The sequence below is a fragment of the Pedobacter jeongneungensis genome, assembly GCF_039538295.1.
Classification (GTDB): Bacteria; Bacteroidota; Bacteroidia; order Sphingobacteriales; family Sphingobacteriaceae; genus Pedobacter; species Pedobacter jeongneungensis.
Map to the genome: position 1 here is coordinate 15,250 of NZ_BAABBY010000016.1, position 17,908 is coordinate 33,157.

16 protein-coding genes are annotated in these 17,908 nt (G+C 37.2%); 6 read left to right on the forward strand and 10 right to left on the reverse strand.

The genetic code is table 11. The features are described from left to right. Positions 1 to 3: 3 nt before the first annotated feature. Positions 4 to 1,020, forward strand: a complete 1,017-nt coding sequence (locus tag ABD769_RS23285) for a LacI family DNA-binding transcriptional regulator (protein WP_344853765.1) — start codon at positions 4 to 6, stop codon at positions 1,018 to 1,020. A 21-nt stretch (positions 1,021 to 1,041) separates the two neighbouring features. Here ABD769_RS23285 and ABD769_RS23290 read toward each other — a convergent pair whose 3' ends face one another. After that, on the reverse strand, positions 1,042 to 1,974 hold the full coding sequence (locus ABD769_RS23290) for a helix-turn-helix transcriptional regulator (protein WP_344853766.1): 933 nt from the start codon (positions 1,972 to 1,974) through the stop codon (positions 1,042 to 1,044). Between the two features lie 99 nt (positions 1,975 to 2,073). Between ABD769_RS23290 and ABD769_RS23295 the strand changes: the two genes are divergently transcribed. Then, complete coding sequence (locus tag ABD769_RS23295; RefSeq protein WP_344853767.1) at positions 2,074 to 4,143, forward strand: TonB-dependent receptor plug domain-containing protein; 2,070 nt, start codon at positions 2,074 to 2,076, stop codon at positions 4,141 to 4,143. A gap of 28 nt (positions 4,144 to 4,171) precedes the next feature. Continuing rightward, positions 4,172 to 5,245 carry an HmuY family protein gene (locus ABD769_RS23300; RefSeq protein ID WP_344853768.1) on the forward strand — a complete coding sequence of 358 codons (1,074 nt, stop codon included), beginning with the start codon at positions 4,172 to 4,174 and terminating at the stop codon, positions 5,243 to 5,245. A 250-nt stretch (positions 5,246 to 5,495) separates the two neighbouring features. On the opposite strand, the gene ABD769_RS23305 is transcribed toward ABD769_RS23300, so the two are convergent. The 4 genes from ABD769_RS23305 to ABD769_RS23320 all read right to left on the reverse strand — a co-directional run bounded on the left by ABD769_RS23305 (position 5,496) and on the right by ABD769_RS23320 (position 9,169). Beyond that, entirely contained in the window at positions 5,496 to 5,675 is a 180-nt protein-coding gene (locus tag ABD769_RS23305; protein WP_344853769.1) for a histone H1, read from the reverse strand. A gap of 185 nt (positions 5,676 to 5,860) precedes the next feature. Continuing rightward, positions 5,861 to 6,445: a biliverdin-producing heme oxygenase gene (locus ABD769_RS23310; protein ID WP_344853770.1), complete on the reverse strand. Its 585-nt coding sequence runs from the start codon at positions 6,443 to 6,445 to the stop codon at positions 5,861 to 5,863. 89 nt (positions 6,446 to 6,534) lie between these two features. Then, positions 6,535 to 6,954: a response regulator gene (locus tag ABD769_RS23315; RefSeq protein WP_344853771.1), complete on the reverse strand. Its 420-nt coding sequence runs from the start codon at positions 6,952 to 6,954 to the stop codon at positions 6,535 to 6,537. A gap of 1 nt (position 6,955) precedes the next feature. Next, positions 6,956 to 9,169: an ATP-binding protein gene (locus ABD769_RS23320; protein ID WP_344853772.1), complete on the reverse strand. Its 2,214-nt coding sequence runs from the start codon at positions 9,167 to 9,169 to the stop codon at positions 6,956 to 6,958. 147 nt (positions 9,170 to 9,316) lie between these two features. On the opposite strand from ABD769_RS23320, the gene ABD769_RS23325 reads away from it, so the two are divergent. Next, positions 9,317 to 9,685: a response regulator transcription factor gene (locus ABD769_RS23325; protein ID WP_344853773.1), complete on the forward strand. Its 369-nt coding sequence runs from the start codon at positions 9,317 to 9,319 to the stop codon at positions 9,683 to 9,685. Between the two features lie 3 nt (positions 9,686 to 9,688). On the opposite strand, the gene ABD769_RS23330 is transcribed toward ABD769_RS23325, so the two are convergent. From ABD769_RS23330 to ABD769_RS23340, 3 genes are read right to left on the reverse strand one after another with little or no spacing between them, the layout of a single operon-like run. Further along, the gene (locus ABD769_RS23330; protein ID WP_344853774.1) at positions 9,689 to 10,495 is read right to left on the reverse strand and encodes a mechanosensitive ion channel family protein; all 807 of its coding nucleotides are present in this window, start codon (positions 10,493 to 10,495) and stop codon (positions 9,689 to 9,691) included. 20 nt (positions 10,496 to 10,515) lie between these two features. Next, positions 10,516 to 10,668: a hypothetical protein gene (locus ABD769_RS23335; RefSeq protein ID WP_162799987.1), complete on the reverse strand. Its 153-nt coding sequence runs from the start codon at positions 10,666 to 10,668 to the stop codon at positions 10,516 to 10,518. 19 nt (positions 10,669 to 10,687) lie between these two features. Next, positions 10,688 to 11,056 (reverse strand): SpoIIAA family protein, encoded by a 369-nt coding sequence (locus ABD769_RS23340; protein ID WP_344853775.1) that lies wholly within the window; start codon positions 11,054 to 11,056, stop codon positions 10,688 to 10,690. Positions 11,057 to 11,200: 144 nt separating this feature from the next. Here ABD769_RS23340 and ABD769_RS23345 point away from each other — a divergent pair, with 144 nt between their 5' ends. After that, positions 11,201 to 12,319 (forward strand): alpha/beta hydrolase, encoded by a 1,119-nt coding sequence (locus ABD769_RS23345; protein ID WP_344853776.1) that lies wholly within the window; start codon positions 11,201 to 11,203, stop codon positions 12,317 to 12,319. 82 nt (positions 12,320 to 12,401) lie between these two features. On the opposite strand, the gene ku is transcribed toward ABD769_RS23345, so the two are convergent. Then, positions 12,402 to 13,172, reverse strand: a complete 771-nt coding sequence (gene ku, locus ABD769_RS23350) for a non-homologous end joining protein Ku (protein ID WP_344853777.1) — start codon at positions 13,170 to 13,172, stop codon at positions 12,402 to 12,404. Between the two features lie 129 nt (positions 13,173 to 13,301). Here ku and ABD769_RS23355 point away from each other — a divergent pair, with 129 nt between their 5' ends. Beyond that, positions 13,302 to 15,572, forward strand: a complete 2,271-nt coding sequence (locus ABD769_RS23355) for a glycosyltransferase family 4 protein (protein ID WP_344853778.1) — start codon at positions 13,302 to 13,304, stop codon at positions 15,570 to 15,572. Positions 15,573 to 16,418: 846 nt separating this feature from the next. Here ABD769_RS23355 and ABD769_RS23360 read toward each other — a convergent pair. Continuing rightward, positions 16,419 to 17,891 (reverse strand): glycoside hydrolase family 130 protein, encoded by a 1,473-nt coding sequence (locus tag ABD769_RS23360; protein WP_344853779.1) that lies wholly within the window; start codon positions 17,889 to 17,891, stop codon positions 16,419 to 16,421. Positions 17,892 to 17,908 lie beyond the last annotated feature (17 nt).

Genomic DNA, 17,908 nt, shown 5'->3' on the forward strand with positions numbered 1-17,908 from the left:
ACAATGCAATCGAAGCCAACCACAATCAAAGAAATAGCCAGGATTTTAAACATATCCCCATCTAGTGTTTCCAGAGGTTTACACGATCATCCCAGTATTGGAGCGGTAACCAGGGAGAAAATTAAGCAGCTGGCCAAATCTCTAAACTATGAGCCTAATAATGCGGCAATTCTTTTTCAGAAAGGAAAAACCTACACAATTGGTGTAATCTTACCTGAACTTTCTGAACACTTTTTCTCTATCGCCATATCGGCCATTGAGGATGAAGCGATTAAAAAAAACTACACGGTTATTTTTGCCCAATCTCATGATAATTATGAACAGGAAGTGAAACTCGTTGAAAAAATGAAAAATCAGCGTGTTGATGGTTTACTGGTATCCATCAGTAAAGACACTTCGAAATTTGATCATTTTGAAAAATTAAACTCATTTAATATTCCTGTTGTATTTTTCGACCGCATCCCTCCTTTTAAAAATGTACATTATGTTGCCTGCAGTTTAGAAAGTGCAACCATAAAAGCAGTTAATTACCTGTTAAAAAAAGGCCACAGAAGTATTGGCATGATCAATGGTCCAAATACCTTATATGCAAGCGAAGAACGCAAAGATGGTTACATGCAAGCCATTAACTTTAACCGTTTAAAGTTCGACCCTTCATTGGTTGTGAATTGCGATTTAACTGAACAAGGCACTATAGAAGCTGCCGACCAGTTTTTAAATCACAAAAGAAAACCTACAGCAATTGTTGCTTTTAATGATTATGTAGCACTATTTCTGATCAAATATTTCAAAAAGCTAAATGTGATTAATGATTTTGATATAGTGAGTTATGCCAACTTACCCATTATCAGTTACCTGGATAATTCGCCTGTTGCATCGGTAGAGCAATACCCTTATTTACAAGGGCAGAAAGCCGCAAATATTCTGCTTGATCTGATCCACAGTCCAAATTCAGAGAACCAGGCTTATTACAATACCATTGTAGAATCAGACCTGATTGTGAATGAAGTAAAAGAATAAACAAACGTTTGCGCTGAGTTTTTAGTTTTTATTTAAACTGCCCGGCAAAATGTGGTATTTCTTTTTAAAAGCTGCAATGAAATGCTGGGCATTTTTGTAGCCTACTAAAAAAGCAACTTCATTTACACTCTTTTTTTCTTTCGACAGGAAGTAGTGTGCTTTTTCCATCCTGATTTTATACAGGTAACCAAATACGGTATGCCCCGTTAATTCTTTAAAGCCTTTCTTAAGCTTATAATCGTTAATGCCGGCTTTACGCGAAAGTTCAATCAGTGAGTTTGGCCTTTGGAGATCGTGCTCTACCAGTTGCTTTGCCAGCATAATTTTATTGATATCTTCCTGTTTAAAAGTAATGCTTTGCTGCTCCTGATTCTGGTTCAGGAACATAATCATTAAATCTAGAATCCTTGCTTCTAAAAATAAACGTTTAGCTTTTTCCTCATGTTTGCAATTAATAATGTGCTGTAAAATTAAACTGGTTTCAGGTTTAACGGGCTGTTGAAACCATTGTGATTGAAGTGAAAGGGGTTCGGTTGCTGCAGCCTTTCTAAAATAACTTTCCGTAAATTGTATGTAAAGCAATTTAGTTTGCTCTGTTGTCCTGAATACGATTTTATCAATACAACCTAAATTAATGTTTTGCTCGTTTTTGTTAATTGAGGAGAAATTATCCTGTTGAATATTGAAATTATAGCCAATTACACCACTTAAGCAAAATAAAAAACCGACAAGCGGACAGGAAGATTCGAAAAGAAAATCTTGCTGCAAATCAGTTTCAATTTTAATTAAACTCATGTGGATCCCCTTAAACCATTTCTCTTTTATCTCGATGCTTGCATTGTCGTTTTTATAGTCAACTGCAAATTCATCAACAATATTACTGCCTTCAAAATTATCGGGATAAGTGTTGTTATAAATGGTATTTCCATTTACTGAGCGTTTAAATTCCATCATGATTTAATCCGTTTAGCGGTATTAATTATCCGTTTAACGTTATCTGTTTTTTGTGATTATGCACAAATTTGCACAATTATTTATAATTAGTCTAAATAAATGAAGATATATTTATCAATTGCCTTATCGCTTTGCGGATTTGTTACTGTGGCTCAAGAAATTAAAGTTGATACCACTAAGGCAAATGATTTAAAAGATGTTGTTGTTACCGGGCAGTACGGGCCACAAACTTTAAGGAACTCTGTTTACAATATCAGAACCATTACGGCCGAACGGATTAAATTGAGGGCTGCTACCAATGTACAGCAGGTTTTAAACACCGAACTGGGTTTTCGCTTTAGTAATGATTTAACTTTAGGAACCACCGATGTTTCTTTGATGGGAATGACCGGCAGAAACATCAAAATTTTGCTTGATGGTGTACCTATGGCAGACCGGTCGGATGCCAGGGAAAGTTTAAACCAGATCGATATCAATACCATCGACCGTATCGAAATTGTTGAAGGGCCAATGTCTGTAATATACGGTACAGATGCACTGGCAGGAGTAATCAATATCATAACCAAGCGTGGTGCTGGTAAATCTTTATTAAACCTATCTGCAAGGGTTCAGGAAGAATCTGCAGGTAATGAATACGAGGCTTTATCTGGTAAGGGAAATCATATACAGAATATCAGTGCCAACTGGAAAAACAATAACTGGAACATATTGGCAGGTTTTACGCACAATGAATTTGGTGGCTGGAATTTAGCAAGTAAAACAGCTACCATTCAGGAAGTGAGCGCCGTACCTAACCGCTGGAAACCGAAAGAACAGTTTTTGGCGAATACTAAAATCGGATACAGCAATCATAATTTCAACATCTGGTACCGTTTGGATGGCTTAAAAGAAGATATTGATGTCCGTAACGGATTAAACCCTAATACATTTAAGGGATTATTGCAAACTTATACCACACACCGCTACACACAACAGCTTCAATCTGAATACAAAATCAATAATACGCTACAGTTATCAGCTATTGCAGGTTTTACCAATCTCGACCGGGCCACCAGAACAGTTATTCATGATTTTACCAATAATACCGAAGAATTATCACTTGGTGCAGGAGAACAGGATGTTGCCAGGTTTAATTCAGCCATTTTCAGGGCAACGGCTGTTTATACATTGAATAAAATGGTATCATTTCAGCCAGGTGTTGAATACAATCGGGATGCAGCCAGCGGACAAAGAATAAGTGGTTCACCGGTAATCAGTGACTATGCTGCTTTCATTTCATCAGAACTTAAGTTTGGCAAAGGAATCAATATCCGACCTGGATTCAGGTTTATCAAAAATTCGGTTTACAATGCGCCCCCGGTAATTCCTTCATTAAATACAAAGTTTAAACTAAATGATCAACTGGATCTTCGACTGGCTTATGCAAAAGGATTTAGATCTCCAGCCCTTAGAGAATTATATTACGATTTTGTAGATGCAAGTCACACCATTTATGGAAACCCAAATTTAAAGGCAGAGAAATCTGATAGTTTCAATGCCTCGATTGCCTGGGCAGGGATATCATCAGAAGACCTCAGTTTTAAATCAACACTTGCCGGATTTTACAACAAATTCAAAAACAGGATTATTTTTGATTTTGATCCTGCCAATCCGACTGTTACCACATTACTTAATATTGAAAACTTTAAAACGACTGGAGGAACGCTGGATAATACATTGAATTTCAAATCTTTACAAGCTAATATTGGCGTATCCTATATAGGCACCTACCACGATTATTCGGAAGCTCAAGACTTTGCGGGCACAAAAATATTATGGTCTCCTGAAATTACGGCGAATTTAACCTATGGATTTCCTAAAATCGATGCAAATGTTAGTGTGTTCTTTAAATATACAGGCAAAAAGCCAGGTTTTCAAAAAAGCAGTACACCAGAGCTGTATAAAGAAACGACGATTTCGGGTTTCAGCTTTGCTGATTTAATGCTGAATAAAATTTTGTTCAGCTCTTTAACCATTAACGCAGGGGTTAAAAACTTATTTAATGTTACGCAATTAAGCAACAGCTCAACTGCTACCGGTGGCGCCCATAGTACAGGTGGTGCATCTGTACCATATAGCTATGGCCGTTCTTACGTACTGGGCTTAACTTACAACTGGAGTAAACTCTAATATTAAACTACATAATTATAATAAAAACATGAACAAATTTAACTCAACAATCGCTATCGCACTTTTGGCGCTAAGCTTTACCGCTTGTAAAAAAAATACTGATGAACCTATTGTGGTTGTTCCACCATCAGACGGAAATACTTTAACACTTAATGGTTTAATTGGTGCAGAACTTGGAAGTGCAGCCGGCAATAGCGTTTATGTAGATTTTAGTACTGATAAACAAACTGCTATTGAAAGAGACAGCTGGGATTTAGGATTTTACAGTGGAACAGATTTTAAAGTTATTTTGAATTCAACCAACGGCGCTTCAGCTGTGGTGACGGATAAAACAGATTTAAATGCCGTAACTGCTACAGGCTTTGATTCTAGTGTATTAAAAGTTGGGCAAGGATCAGGTAATTTCAGCATAGTTGATGATGGCAGAGAGGCAAATATTCTAAATAAAACCGCTATTGCTACAATCTCGGCAACAGATGCTGAAAATAAAGTGTATATCGTTAACAGAAAAGGAGGATCAGCTAACGTATTAGCCAATGATGAACTTTACAAAATCAGGGTGATCAGAAAAGGTAATGGCTACACACTACAATATGCTAAATTAACCGAAACTACTTTTAAAACATTAGATATTACTAAAAATACTGAAGCCAATTTCCAGTTTGCATCTTTAGTTAAAGGAACAGCTGTAACTGCTGAGCCGGCAAAGGCAAGCTGGGATATTGTTTGGGGTTACAGCATGTACTGGACCAGCACTTTTCCATATGCATTTTCTGATCTGGTTTTTATTAACAGCCTGGGCGGAACTACTGCTTCAGCATTTTCTACCAGTAAAAAATCTTATGCGGCATTTACTGAATCGGACTTATCATCTGTTACTTTCTCCTCTTCAAGAGATGTAATTGGTGCAAACTGGCGCCTTACACAACCGGTAACAACTAATGGCATTACAACACCAATAGGTGTTAAATCAGACATATTCTTTCTTGTGAAAGATGCATCTGGAAATATATACAAACTTAAGTTTAACAGCTTTATTTCTAATGATGGTGGCACGCGTGGCAAACCGGTAATCGAATATAAACTGGTTAAAAAGGGATAATCATCGAAAGGTTTCTGAAACCGGATGTATGATCTAACGATCAGATTTCAGAGGTCTGGATAAAAAAATATGTTTTGTTAGTTGGATAAGAGCTCTCCGCGATGGGGAGCTTTATCTTTTTTAGGATTTTAAAAAAGACTTACGGGGGTCTGACAGGAAACATACCCATCCGACCCCCGCAAGCTACTATCAGCAAACGCAAAAAGGGCCCCGGCATACCAGAACCCTTTTTGTTTCTACCCGCGAAATATTATTTTCCAGAGTTTTTCTTTTCAGTTACTTCTGCACGGATTTCTTGTGCTAAAACTTTAAGATCCTGCATTGCTTTACGCACACGAGTACCAGCAGCTGCATTGCCAGCATTATAAAATTTTTCTACATCTGCTTCAACAGCAGCAAGAGCAGCTTTAACTTTTGAGAATTTTTCCATCGCTAATTGATGTTTTTAAGGTTTAAAAAATTTATTTTTTTCAATAATACATATTTACCTTGAATTAACAACAGAAAGCAAATATTTATTTACAATAAGTTTTGCACATTTTCACAATCAAAAAAAAATGCCCTGAAACTATTACAGGCCCATTTTTTACATTTTGAAGATCAAAATCGGAGGGGCTAACTGAGTTGTTTTGATAAGTTGATCAGGTTATTAAAGGTTTGGTTGGCGCTGTTGATGCAACGCTCATAATCTACTTCCGGAACGCGTTCATTTAATACTGAAACGAATTTTTTCCATTTTGTGCTCAACTCTTCACCATATACACCGTAATAATTTAAACCGGCTTCATGATCTTTAAAGTTAGGATTGGCCAAAATATGCCTTTTAATTACGTTTCCGCCTAATGTTGCACCTTCAAGCACGTATAAAGCGCCTAAAACTTCGGCAGTATTTTTTTGCGGAAGATAGAGTTCAAAATTTAAACCCGGCAATGTTAAACTATCAATACCCCAATAATTTAAGTCTTTTTCTAATGCAGAAAGTTTTAGCCTGCTATTCATTTCGAGCTCTGCGGCAATATCAGCATTGAGCATATTGGCCAATATATTTTCTGATTTCTGGTGGATGATATAATTAACCGTCAACAGTTTTTTATACTGATCGATGCTTAACGAATTGTTCATAATTTCATTTACAAACATTAACGACTCTAGTGTTTTATGGTTTTCTGCAGTTTCTGTCCTCAATAAATTGGCAATCATATCATGGTATTATTTTAATTAAAAATGATCTTAAAAAGAAAAGATCCGGGTAATAATACCCGAATCTCCCTATAAATGTTTTATAAATTCTAATTTAGCCTTAAATGTTGGTTAAACCAAAAATCGTGTACAGAATGCACACACTTCACCAGGTTTTCATATCCATCAGGCTTGGTCAGGTAAGCGTTCGCGCCAAATTCTATCGATGCCCTTACATCATCCGGATTATCTGATGTAGAAAATAAGATTACGGGAACCGTTTTCAGGTAAGGAATATCCCTGATAAACTTTAACAGATCAAGGCCAGATAAACCCGGCAGGTTTAAATCCAGTAAAATCAGTTTCGGTTTTGTTTTAGTATCTGCAAAATCCTGTAATTTCTGTAAAGCTTCTGCCCCATCCTCAACAATGGTTAAATTAAGTGTATCTTTTACTTCCTGTACAGCGCTTTGCATAAAAAATGCATAGTCTATATCGTCTTCCACGTAAAATATATCTGGCGTTTTCATTTTATCTGTTTTTAAAAGCTACGTAAAAAGTAGAACCTGCGTTTAACTTACTTTCAAACCAAACCCTTCCGTTGTGTTTTTCCACAACCCTTTTTACAATAGCTAAGCCTACTCCTGTCCCCTCAATATCTTTAACATTATCCATGCGTTTGAAAAGCTCAAACACCCTGTCGTAATATCGGTTATCAATTCCTATACCGTTATCCTTAACAGCGTAAATTATTTCTCCGCCATCAATATAACTGGAAACCTCTATTTTAGGCTTATCGGCCATCATAGAGTATTTTACCGCATTCCCGATCAGGTTTGTAAATACCTGGGCTATCATTGTTTTATCGCCTTTTAAATTTGGCAATTGCCCTAAAATCAGTTCGGAATTGTCTGCTTTAAAAGCCGTCAGCACTTCGTTCTTAATTTCAGTTAACAACGAATCCATCTTAACTGTTTCAAAAATAACATCAGAACGCCCTACCCTGGCCAGATTCAGGATTTCTTTGATCAGAAAATTCATCTTGTCTGCTCCGTTCAAAATCCTGTCTAACATTTTCCTTCCAACTTCATCAATGCTTTTATTTTTGAGCAACAGTTCGGTATAGGTTTTTATAGAGGTTAGCGGTGTTCTTAAATCGTGGGAAATGGTGTAACTAAAAGTATCGAGCTCCTCGTATGCAGCCTGTAATTTTTCGTTAAGCAGCCTAATTTCGTTGGCTTTTTTATTGATATCTGTGATGATAATTTCACGGATTCTTAATACTGAGGCAATTTCTTCGGCAAGCCACTTTTCGGAAGTGTTATTCACCACCTGCGACCAGATTTCGAAAGATTTTCTTGGAGATAGGTTTAAAAGGCCGTTTTCTGATAGTGTTGCAGGTTTTTCGGGATTACCTGCCCAGTTTACATTGGTAATCATTTCGGGTTTAAACCAGATAATCATTTCGCCCAGCTCCTTGTTTAAAGTGCAGGAAAGAATCCCGGAGGCGATGGATTTGTATTTCTTAGCGGGAGAATGAATCTCAGGTAAGCGATGGGTATAATAAATCGATTCGTCACTCGTATTTTTTAGCCAATCTGCAAGTTCGCGTATTTCATCATCCGATGGTACTGTACCAATGGTTTTAAGCTCGTTTTCGAAAATAATAGCTACACCTGCTGCTTCAGTTACATCCAGAATATTGGTTTTATGTGTGGAAATGGCCTCAACCAGGTATTTATCCCGGTTTAAATGCTCAGATAAAACACTGGCGGTATCTTTAAATTGTTTTATTACTGCAGCGTCTTCTTCTTCCTGACGGTACTCTAATGCTGAAGAAAGGATCTGGCCAATTAATTTAGAACCTTCCCTGGCTTTGTAATCGATAAATTTTGGGCTATAGTTATGGCAGGCGATTAAGCCCCATAATTCACCATGCGAAATTAATGATATACTAAAGCTCGAATGCACACCCATATTTTTTAAATACTGAATGTGTATGGGTGATACGGCACGCAATGCGCCATTGGTTAAATCGAGTGGTTGATCTTCTTTAAAGGTTATAATTGTAGAGTCGCTGGTGTTTACGTCGGCAATTAATCTGGTTAAATTTAGCTTATAAAGTTCCCTTGCCTGTTTCGGAATATCAGATGCCGGGTAATGTAAACCGAAAAATGGTTCTAAATTACCTTCCTTTTCTTCGGCTACAACTTCTCCATGCCCATCATCCAGAAACTTATAAATCATAATCCGATCATAATTGATCAGTTTTTTAACTTCCAGTGCTGCACTGCTCAATAATGCAGAAACACTCTTGCCCTGAAGCATGGATGAGGCGGAGCGGCCTATGGAACTTTGGATATCATATTGTAAAGTAACAGGCTCAAATTCAAGCAGCCAATTGCCATCAGATGAAGAAATAATTAAGTAAAAAGGATTACCATTAATTTCAATCGGATGGGGACTAATGGCATCAAAACTTTTACGTATTATGCCAAGCTTTAACAGATCTTCCAAATCGAATTCCGGATCCTGCTGTTTAATCAGATCGTTTAAAATGGAAAGTGGCTTATCCAAAAGGTTTTTAGCCTGTTCTTTTAAAAAATCTCCTGCATTCTCACTAAGATATGTAATAGAGAAATCGCTCTTATCAACTGCTATAAGAAAACCATGTGATTGAATTTTACCAGGTATATGAATGGGTTCTTTATCACAGTTGGTTAAGTCTACAGAAAATTTAGTCATATGATGTATTGATGTTGCAAAAATATTAGATTTAACGGATTAACAAATATTAAGCCTGTTTTTAGAATGTCTCTAATTTACTTATTTAGGTTTTAGGATTTATTTTTTATTATATATTTGTTTGAAATTTAAACAATCACCCTAAGCTTGGCGAAGAAGAATATTTTGGTTATTGAAGATAACCATGCAATCCTGGATGTTATTACCCTTATTTTAGAAAGCGAAGCTTTCAACGTTGCCGGATTAAATAAAGGAGCAGACTTTATTAACCATGTACATGAACTTAATCCTGATGTGATTATCATGGATATAATGCTTCCTGACGCTGATGGCAGAGAACTTTTAAAAGAACTTAAAGATACTGCTACTACAAAACATATTCCTGTTTTAATGATTTCTGCCCGTTACAACGCAAGTAATTATGCTGTTGATGATGTACTTGCCGATGATTTTATGGCAAAACCATTTAACATCGATGAATTAATGGATAAGATTTATGCCCTATTGAGGAAGTGACCATTATTCTGGCATACCAGGTAATTTCATTCCCCCAAGTTTTAGGTTTTTCATCAGTACTTCCAGAAATGAAAGCTTAGTATCGGTAAAGCCATGTGCATTTACCCAAAGATTTAAACTGATTTTAAAACCGCTGTCTTCAAGTGACGATACACCAATCCTTCTTTCAGGAGTTTTTAAGCAATCTTTAAATTCATCAACCGTTTTATTAAAAATCGCTACTACCTGATCGTAATCGATGCCATAACTAAATTTCATTTCAATGTCCAGGCGCCTGCTTCCTTCCCTGCTGATGTTGATGATTACCTCGTTAGATAGTTTGCTATTCGGGATCACTACCGTTCTGTTATCGAATGTTTTAACAATAGTATAAAATATCTGTATAGAGGTTACTGTCCCCTCCTGACTTTGGGCGATAATGTTATCACCCACAACAAAGGGTTTTAAAAGTAAAATCAATACCCCGCTCGCAAAATTTTGTAATGTACCCGATAAAGCTAAGCCTGCAGCCACACCAATACCGCCAATTAATACGGTTAAGAAAGTTAACTGGATCCCGATAATCTGCATCACCGTAAGGATCAGTAAAATTCTTAGCGTAATGAGCATTAAACTGGTGAGGAAAGGCCTGAGCGATGGATTTACATCCTTACGGTGCATACCGCCCTGCATCCATTTACCCAATAGTTTAATTAACCATAGGCCCAAAATAAGTATGGCTATGCCTAAAATTACAGAAGGTCCTTTATCAATTATCCAATCATAGGCTTTATCATAAAAATGATCAATATTACCGGCATCAATCTTCATAAAAAAGGGAATTTATTTTCTTAGGGTTTCTTGTTTTTTACGGGAGCATCTTTGGTTACATTTACTTTTTTGGCATCTTTAGCTGATGTTACTTTATCATCAGCACCTTTGGCTTTAGTATTTTTCGGTGCAGTAGCCTTGCTACTTTCCTCGGCAGTTTTAGTATTTTTCATCGTTTATTTTTTTATAATATTATTCTTCAGTATTTAACCAGGCTTTAGCTTCTTCCAGTTCCTCGGGCTTAAAGCCTTTCGATTTTCCTGGCGTAGCTACCGTAAAAATATCGGTAAACCACTCCACACCTTTTTCGGCGCTTACTACGGCAATCTTTTTCCATTTGGTAAAATTTTCAATGCCGGCTTTGGCGTCCTGTATCCAGGCGCCGGCAGTAAAGTTTTTTACATCGGTTTCTAAAACAAGCAGATACCTGATTTCTTTAAAACGCTGTGCCGTTCTTTTAAGTCCGGTGATGAGTACATCTTTTATATCGTCGCTGGTTACTTCTCCAGTTGCCCTTACGCCAAAAATATGATCTGGCAGTCCTGTTATTTCCGTTAGCATATTTATATTTTCTAATAAGAACACGATAATTCGCAAAGATGTTTGCTATTTGGTTAAATTCTAAAAAGTTGTAAGGCCGTAAAAACACTTATTTGATTGATACTGTTATAGAAACATATTCAAATAAAACATAAAAAATAACCTATGAAAACCCACACATTAAAACTTAGTGCAGTAATATGCGGCATGGCAGTTTCGCTAGCGGCGTGTACGAGCAACACAAAAACAACAACTACAACAGATTCGACCATAATTGATTCTACCGCAGCGGCAGGCTTAAAACCTGCAGGACCGGCACCTGAATGGGGTAAAACCATAAGGCCGGAAATGCAAACCGTGATTGAAAAATTGGCCAGTTATGGTGATAAACCAATTGAAACTTTAAGTGCTACCGATGCCCGTAAAAACCATACGCCAACAGATGCGGTAATGGACCTGGTAAAACAAAACAACATTACCATCCCTACACCAAAGGTTGATACCATGGGTAAAGATATTGATGTGAGCGGCGGAAAGATCCACTTGCGTGTTTACACGCCTAAAGAAGGAAAAGGCCCGTATCCATTAATCGTTTATTACCACGGAGGTGGCTTTGTAATCGCCAATTTAGACGTATATAATGCCTCTGCACAAGGCCTGGCCGAACAGGTTGGCGCTGTTGTAGTTTCGGTAGCTTATCGCCTGGCACCTGAAAACAAATTCCCGACAGCACATAATGATGCATTTGCAGCTTACGAGTGGGCAGTAAAAAATGCGGTGAGTTTAAAAGCCGACCCAGCTAAAATTGCTGTTGTAGGTGAAAGTGCCGGTGGCAATTTAGCAGCGAATGTATCGATAATGGCACGCGATAAACACATTATGATTCCTGTACACGAAGTTCTGGTGTACCCGATTGCACAATCTGATATGAATACTGAATCGTATAAAATGTACGAAAAAGCAAAACCATTAAATAAAGCAATGATGGGCTGGTTTACAGAAAAATATTTAACTACAATGATTGAGGCGCAAAACCCAAAAATTTCATTGGTTAATGCCAACTTAAAAGGTTTACCGCCAACAACCATTATTACGGCAGAAATTGATCCTTTACATGACGACGGTGTAATGCTGGCTGATAAACTGAAAGCTGCCGGCGTAAAAGTTGACAGCAAAAATTATGAAGGGGTAACTCATGAATTTTTTGGAATGGCTATTTTGGTGCCGGAAGCTAAAGCTGCACAAGCTTATGCTGCAGACCAGTTAAAAGCTGCTTTTAAGTAAGATTTTAATTTAAACAACAAAAGGGCACAGATTTTTTATATCTGTGCCCTTCTTTTATATATGGTAAAATTGCTTTTAACTGTTAAGCGCCTTTCTTTGAGCCTAAACTCTGCATTAACTGATCGTAAAGGTCATCACTTGTTGCTTTCTGAGGTTTCATCTTTTTAACTGTAGCCCGCTTACCTTTCGCTTTTGCCCTAATAATTTTTAACAATTCGGTGCTGTAATCATCTTTAAAGGCACTCAGGTCGAATTTTGAGCTGTATTGTTTAATTAGGGCTAAACCAACATCCATCTCTTTTTTGGTAATCGTAATATCATCTACTTTATTGATTTCTGATAAACTTCTGATTTCCTGTTCAAACCTGATTTTGGTAATCACAATTACGTTTTCCATCGGATGAATTACACAAAGGTTTTCGGTATTTCGGAGTACAAACCTTGCAATGCCGGCTTTCCCCGATTTTTCTAAAGCCTTTAACAATAAACCATAAGCTTTTTTACCCTGTTTCTCTGGTTCGGTATAATAAGAAGTTTCGTAATAAACCGGATTAATTTCTTTCAGATCCACAAAGTTTTCGAGCTCAATAATTTTTGTTTTTTCCGGAGCTGCTTCTTCAAAATCATGTTTGTCCAGTACAATATATTTGTCCTTTAAAAAATAGCCTTTCACTATTTTCTCGTAAGGTACTTCCTTGTGGGTGTTTTCATTTACCCTTAAAAATTTAATTTTTGCATGATCGCGTTCGTCGAGCATGTCTAAATCGAGGTTACTGTTTTGTACACCTGAAAACAGCTTGATTGGGATGTTTACCAAACCGAACCCGATAGAACCTTTCCATATTGATCTCATCGTAGTTATTGTTTACCTACTAACAACAGCCTAAATGAGATTGTTTTGGCTTTTATTAAGCATAAATTGAGGAAAGCACAAACTATTTAGATTATACGATGTTATTTAAGTATCAACCCTATTTGAAATATGAAAATAGCCTATATATCTACCTACCCTCCACGCGAATGTGGTTTGGCTACTTTTAACCAAAACCTGGTTAATGCATTAAGTTTAAATCCTGCCTATAATCCACAAAACAGTTTTGTTGTTGCATTAAATGAGTCTGATGATGTAAATGAACATCAGTACCCTGATGAAGTAAAATTCGTCATCCGTCAGCAAAACCAGCAGGATTATATCGAAGCTGCTAATTTTATTAATAACAGTGATGTAGACAGCTGCATTATCGAGCATGAATTTGGTATTTATGGCGGTAACAGTGGTGTATTTCTGTTATCGTTAATCAACAGGTTAAAAAAGCCATTTATCACCATTTTGCATACGGTTTTAAAAGAGCCGAGTTTTATGCAGCAAACCATTATTAAGGAGATTGCCTTAAAATCGTCCAATATTGTGGTAATGAGCAAAAAAGCGGTAATGTTTTTAACCAGCATTTATCAGATCCCAAAAACATCGATTAAACTAATAGAACACGGTGTACCCGATTTAGAACCGGTACCAAATAACGAAATTGCACAGAGCGAATTGTTTAAAGGTCGTAAAGTGCTGTTTACGTTTGGATTGATCAGCAGAAATAAAGGATTGGAAACTGTAATTAAGGCTTTGCCCGAAATTGTAGCCCAGCACCCTGACGTTTTATATGTGATTCTGGGCAATACCCATCCTGGTGTGGTTAAACATAATGGCGAAGAATACCGCGACAGCTTAAAGGCATTGGCCAAAGAGTTAGGCGTAGAAAATAACATTGCTTTTGTAAACAAATTTGTTTCCGAAAACGAACTTCACCAATATTTAACCGCTTGTACTTTATACATTACGCCTTATTTAAATGAAGCGCAAATTACCAGTGGTACTTTATCTTACGCCATTGGCGCCGGTGCAGCAGTAGTTTCTACACCTTACTGGCATGCACAAGAGCTTTTGGCCGATAACAGGGGAAAACTGTTCGATTTTAAAAACGATGCGCAACTGGCAAACATTGTAAACGAACTTTTAAGCGATCAGGATAAATACCAAAAACTTAAGCAAAATGCTTATGAATATGGTTTAAACCTGCGCTGGCCTGCCATTGGTACGGTGTATCTTAATGTATTAAATGAAGCGGTAACCGCTGGAAAAAAAGCAGAAAGAATTACTCCTCCTATTATCGATGTAGAAAGTATGCCGGCCTTAAACCTGAACCATATTTCTTTATTGACCGATGATACCGGCATTATACAACATGCAAGATTCGGCATTCCGAATTTAAAGGAAGGATATTGTATAGATGATAATGCAAGGGCTTTGATTATGGCATTAATGGCTACAGAGCAGGGCGAAAACCCAAAAGCATTAAAATTTATGCCTGTGTACCTGAGTTTTATCCAGTACATGCAAACAGATAACGGAAACTTCAGGAATTTTTTAAGTTTTAACCGTAATTACTTGGACGAAGTAGGTTCTGAAGATTCTTTCGGGCGCACCATTTGGTCTCTTGGATATTTGGTGTCCAGTGCTCCAAATAACTCTTACCGAGAATTTGGAAGGGAATTATTTTCACATTCTATTCCGCATTTTAAAAACCTGAAATACATCAGAGGTAAAGCAAACACCATTATTGGTCTGGCTTATTACCTGTGTGCACATCCCGGCGATGAAATGATTATTAAAGAAATTAACCTGCTGGCCAGCTCACTTGTAGCGTCTTATAAAGCGCACAAAGATGGCGACTGGCATTGGTTTGAAGATATTCTAACTTATGATAACGCGATATTGCCTTTAGCCTTGCTTCACCATTATGAGGTTACCGGAAATGCAGCATCATATAAAATTGCGATGGAAAGCATTGCATTCTTAAATAGTTTCTCTTTCGAAAACGGATACCTTAATCCGGTTGGAAACGCAGGCTGGATGAAAAAACACGGTAAAAATCCAGTTTACGATCAGCAGGCTTTAGAAACCATGGCTATGGTTTTACTTTACGCCAAAGCTTTCGAGATTACTAAGGATGATCAATACCTCAATTTAATGCATACAAGTTATCAGTGGTTTTTAGGTAAAAACAGCCTGCACATTCCATTATACGATTTTGAAACACATGGTTGTGCCGATGGCTTACAGTTTAACAGTGTAAACAGAAATCAGGGGGCTGAAAGTACGCTGGCTTATTTTATATCACATCTGGCTATCCTGAAAGCCGCAGAAGCTGAGTATGAAACACTGTCTTCCCCCCTGGTAGAAGCAGATAAATACAATTAATACCAAATTGTCTTGGAAATATAAAAGGCTGGTTCAGAAATGAATCAGCCTTTTTTAATAAATAAAAACTTTAGAGTTGAAGTTGGATGGTTAAAGTGAGAAAATGCATTACTTCGTTTCATTAAATAGTCGTTATAATTTTGAAAATCAGGGTTCGGTACGCTTCGGTTACAACAGTCCTGCTATCACTGCAAGTCCTCACTCATTACTTCGCTCCGGGCTTTCCGTTCTATCAGGTTTATTTAACCTGGGTTACGTGTTCTTAGGATATTAGATTATACTATATCGGTCTCTCTAAGACTAACAAAATGGTCTGTGAGGACACAGACCTTGGAAATAGATTAATACCCCTTGTCCTCGGGCTATGTCCTCACAGAACGAAATTTTGATTACAATAAAGATGGTTTGTGAAGACAAACACTATGGAAAAGACTGAAATTTTGATTATAACAAAAAAGGTCTGCGAGGACACAGACCTTGGAAATAGATTAATACCCTTGTCCTCGGACTGTGTCCTCACAGAACGAAATTTTGATTATAATAAAGATGGTTTGTGAAGACACACTATGGAAAAGACTGAAATTTTGATTGTAATAAAAAATGGTCTGTGAGGACACAGACCATGGAAATAGATTAATACCCTTGTCCTCGGGCTGAATCCTCACAGAACGAAATTTTGATTATAATAAAGATGGTGTGTGAAGACACACTATGGAAAAGACTGAAATTTTGATTATAACAAAAAAGGTCTGTGAGGACACAGACCTTGGAAATATTTTATAAAACCTGCGAGGTTTAAATATACTTAAATTCATTGCTCTCGCTGAAACAAGAAATTATCATGATTTATTTCTCGTTATTCTCCAGCAATTTATTCAATAGCAACTCTAGATTTACCGTTGCAAACGAAGAACTGTAATCTGATAATCCATAAGGAATAATCAGTTCACCATTGCTAATGATCGACCCGCAGGAATAAACTACATTGGGCACATAACCTTCACGTTCATCGTTATTCGGGATGATTAAAGGCTCTTTTAAATGACCGATCTCTATACTCGGGTCATCCAGATCCAGCAAACTTACACCAATGCAATACCGTCGCATCGGGCCAACGCCGTGGGTAATTACAATCCAGCCTTTATCCGTTTCAATAGGCGAACCACAGTTACCAATCTGTACCAGTTCCCAATCGTAACGCGGTTGTTTTAAAAGGACTGGATTTTCCCACACATTCACCTTATCCGAAAACATCAGGTAATTATTCCAGCCATCTATCCTGCTCATCATTACATATTTACCTTTAATTTTACGCGGAAATAAAGCCAGATTTTTGTTCTGCGCACCATCTCCATAAAGCGGAATTACCTTAAATTCGTAAAAATCTTCAGTTTGTACCAGTTTCGGGATAATTAAAGAGCCATCAAAAGCAGTATAAGTTGCATAATACAAGGTCTTACCGTCGTCCTTAATAAATTTCACAAAACGGGCATCTTCAATCCCTTTACGTTCAAATTCAGAAATCGGAAAAATCACCCGGTCCGAAATATCGGTATCTTTTGAAAAACTGATGGTATGGTAAGTATCCGACAGCCAAAGAACTTTATCGTATTCGATCAAACGTGTTGGATTTTCCTTGTACAAACTTTTCGAATCTTTAATAATATTGCTCAAACTGGTATATTCAAATTTATCGTCCAGTTTTGCTTCTATTTCTTCCAGCACCGAAGGATCTATCTGCGCATAAGCTGCCTTTTTGAGGAAAAGTTTTTTAACATAGATGGCATTTTTTACTACCTCCGCCTCATCAACATAATTCCCTACAGGTAAAACCTGGATATTATTGTTTTTATCGATCAAAGCACGGCGGAAAACAATTGAAGAAATGTGCCCCTCACCTACAGCCCTGAAACTGATGATTACCCGTTTTTCGCCTTCCACCAGGTCGGTCTGATCAGGATCATCAACAATGCTCGGGTTAAAAAATGCTGCCGATTCTATTGAATACTCGTGTGTAAAATAGGCACCAATAAGTAATCTGGTATATTCATCTATATCTTCAAATTCGGTACCCAATGCAATAAATTGTTTTTTTAACTTTTTGCAATGACGGGTTAAAATCTTGGTGATGTTCCGGTGCCTTTTAGAATACTCCTGCAAAATAGGCGAAATCAGCGAGAACACCTTCTCGTCTGAAAACTCTAAAACCTTTCTAATTACTTCTAATGCTCTCTCCTCTCCGTTGAAAAAAAAACGGGCAATAACTCTTTTCGTATCCGGATTAACCTTAACCGGTTTACGCTCTATGTATAATCTCATCGTTTAAGCTGTTTTGG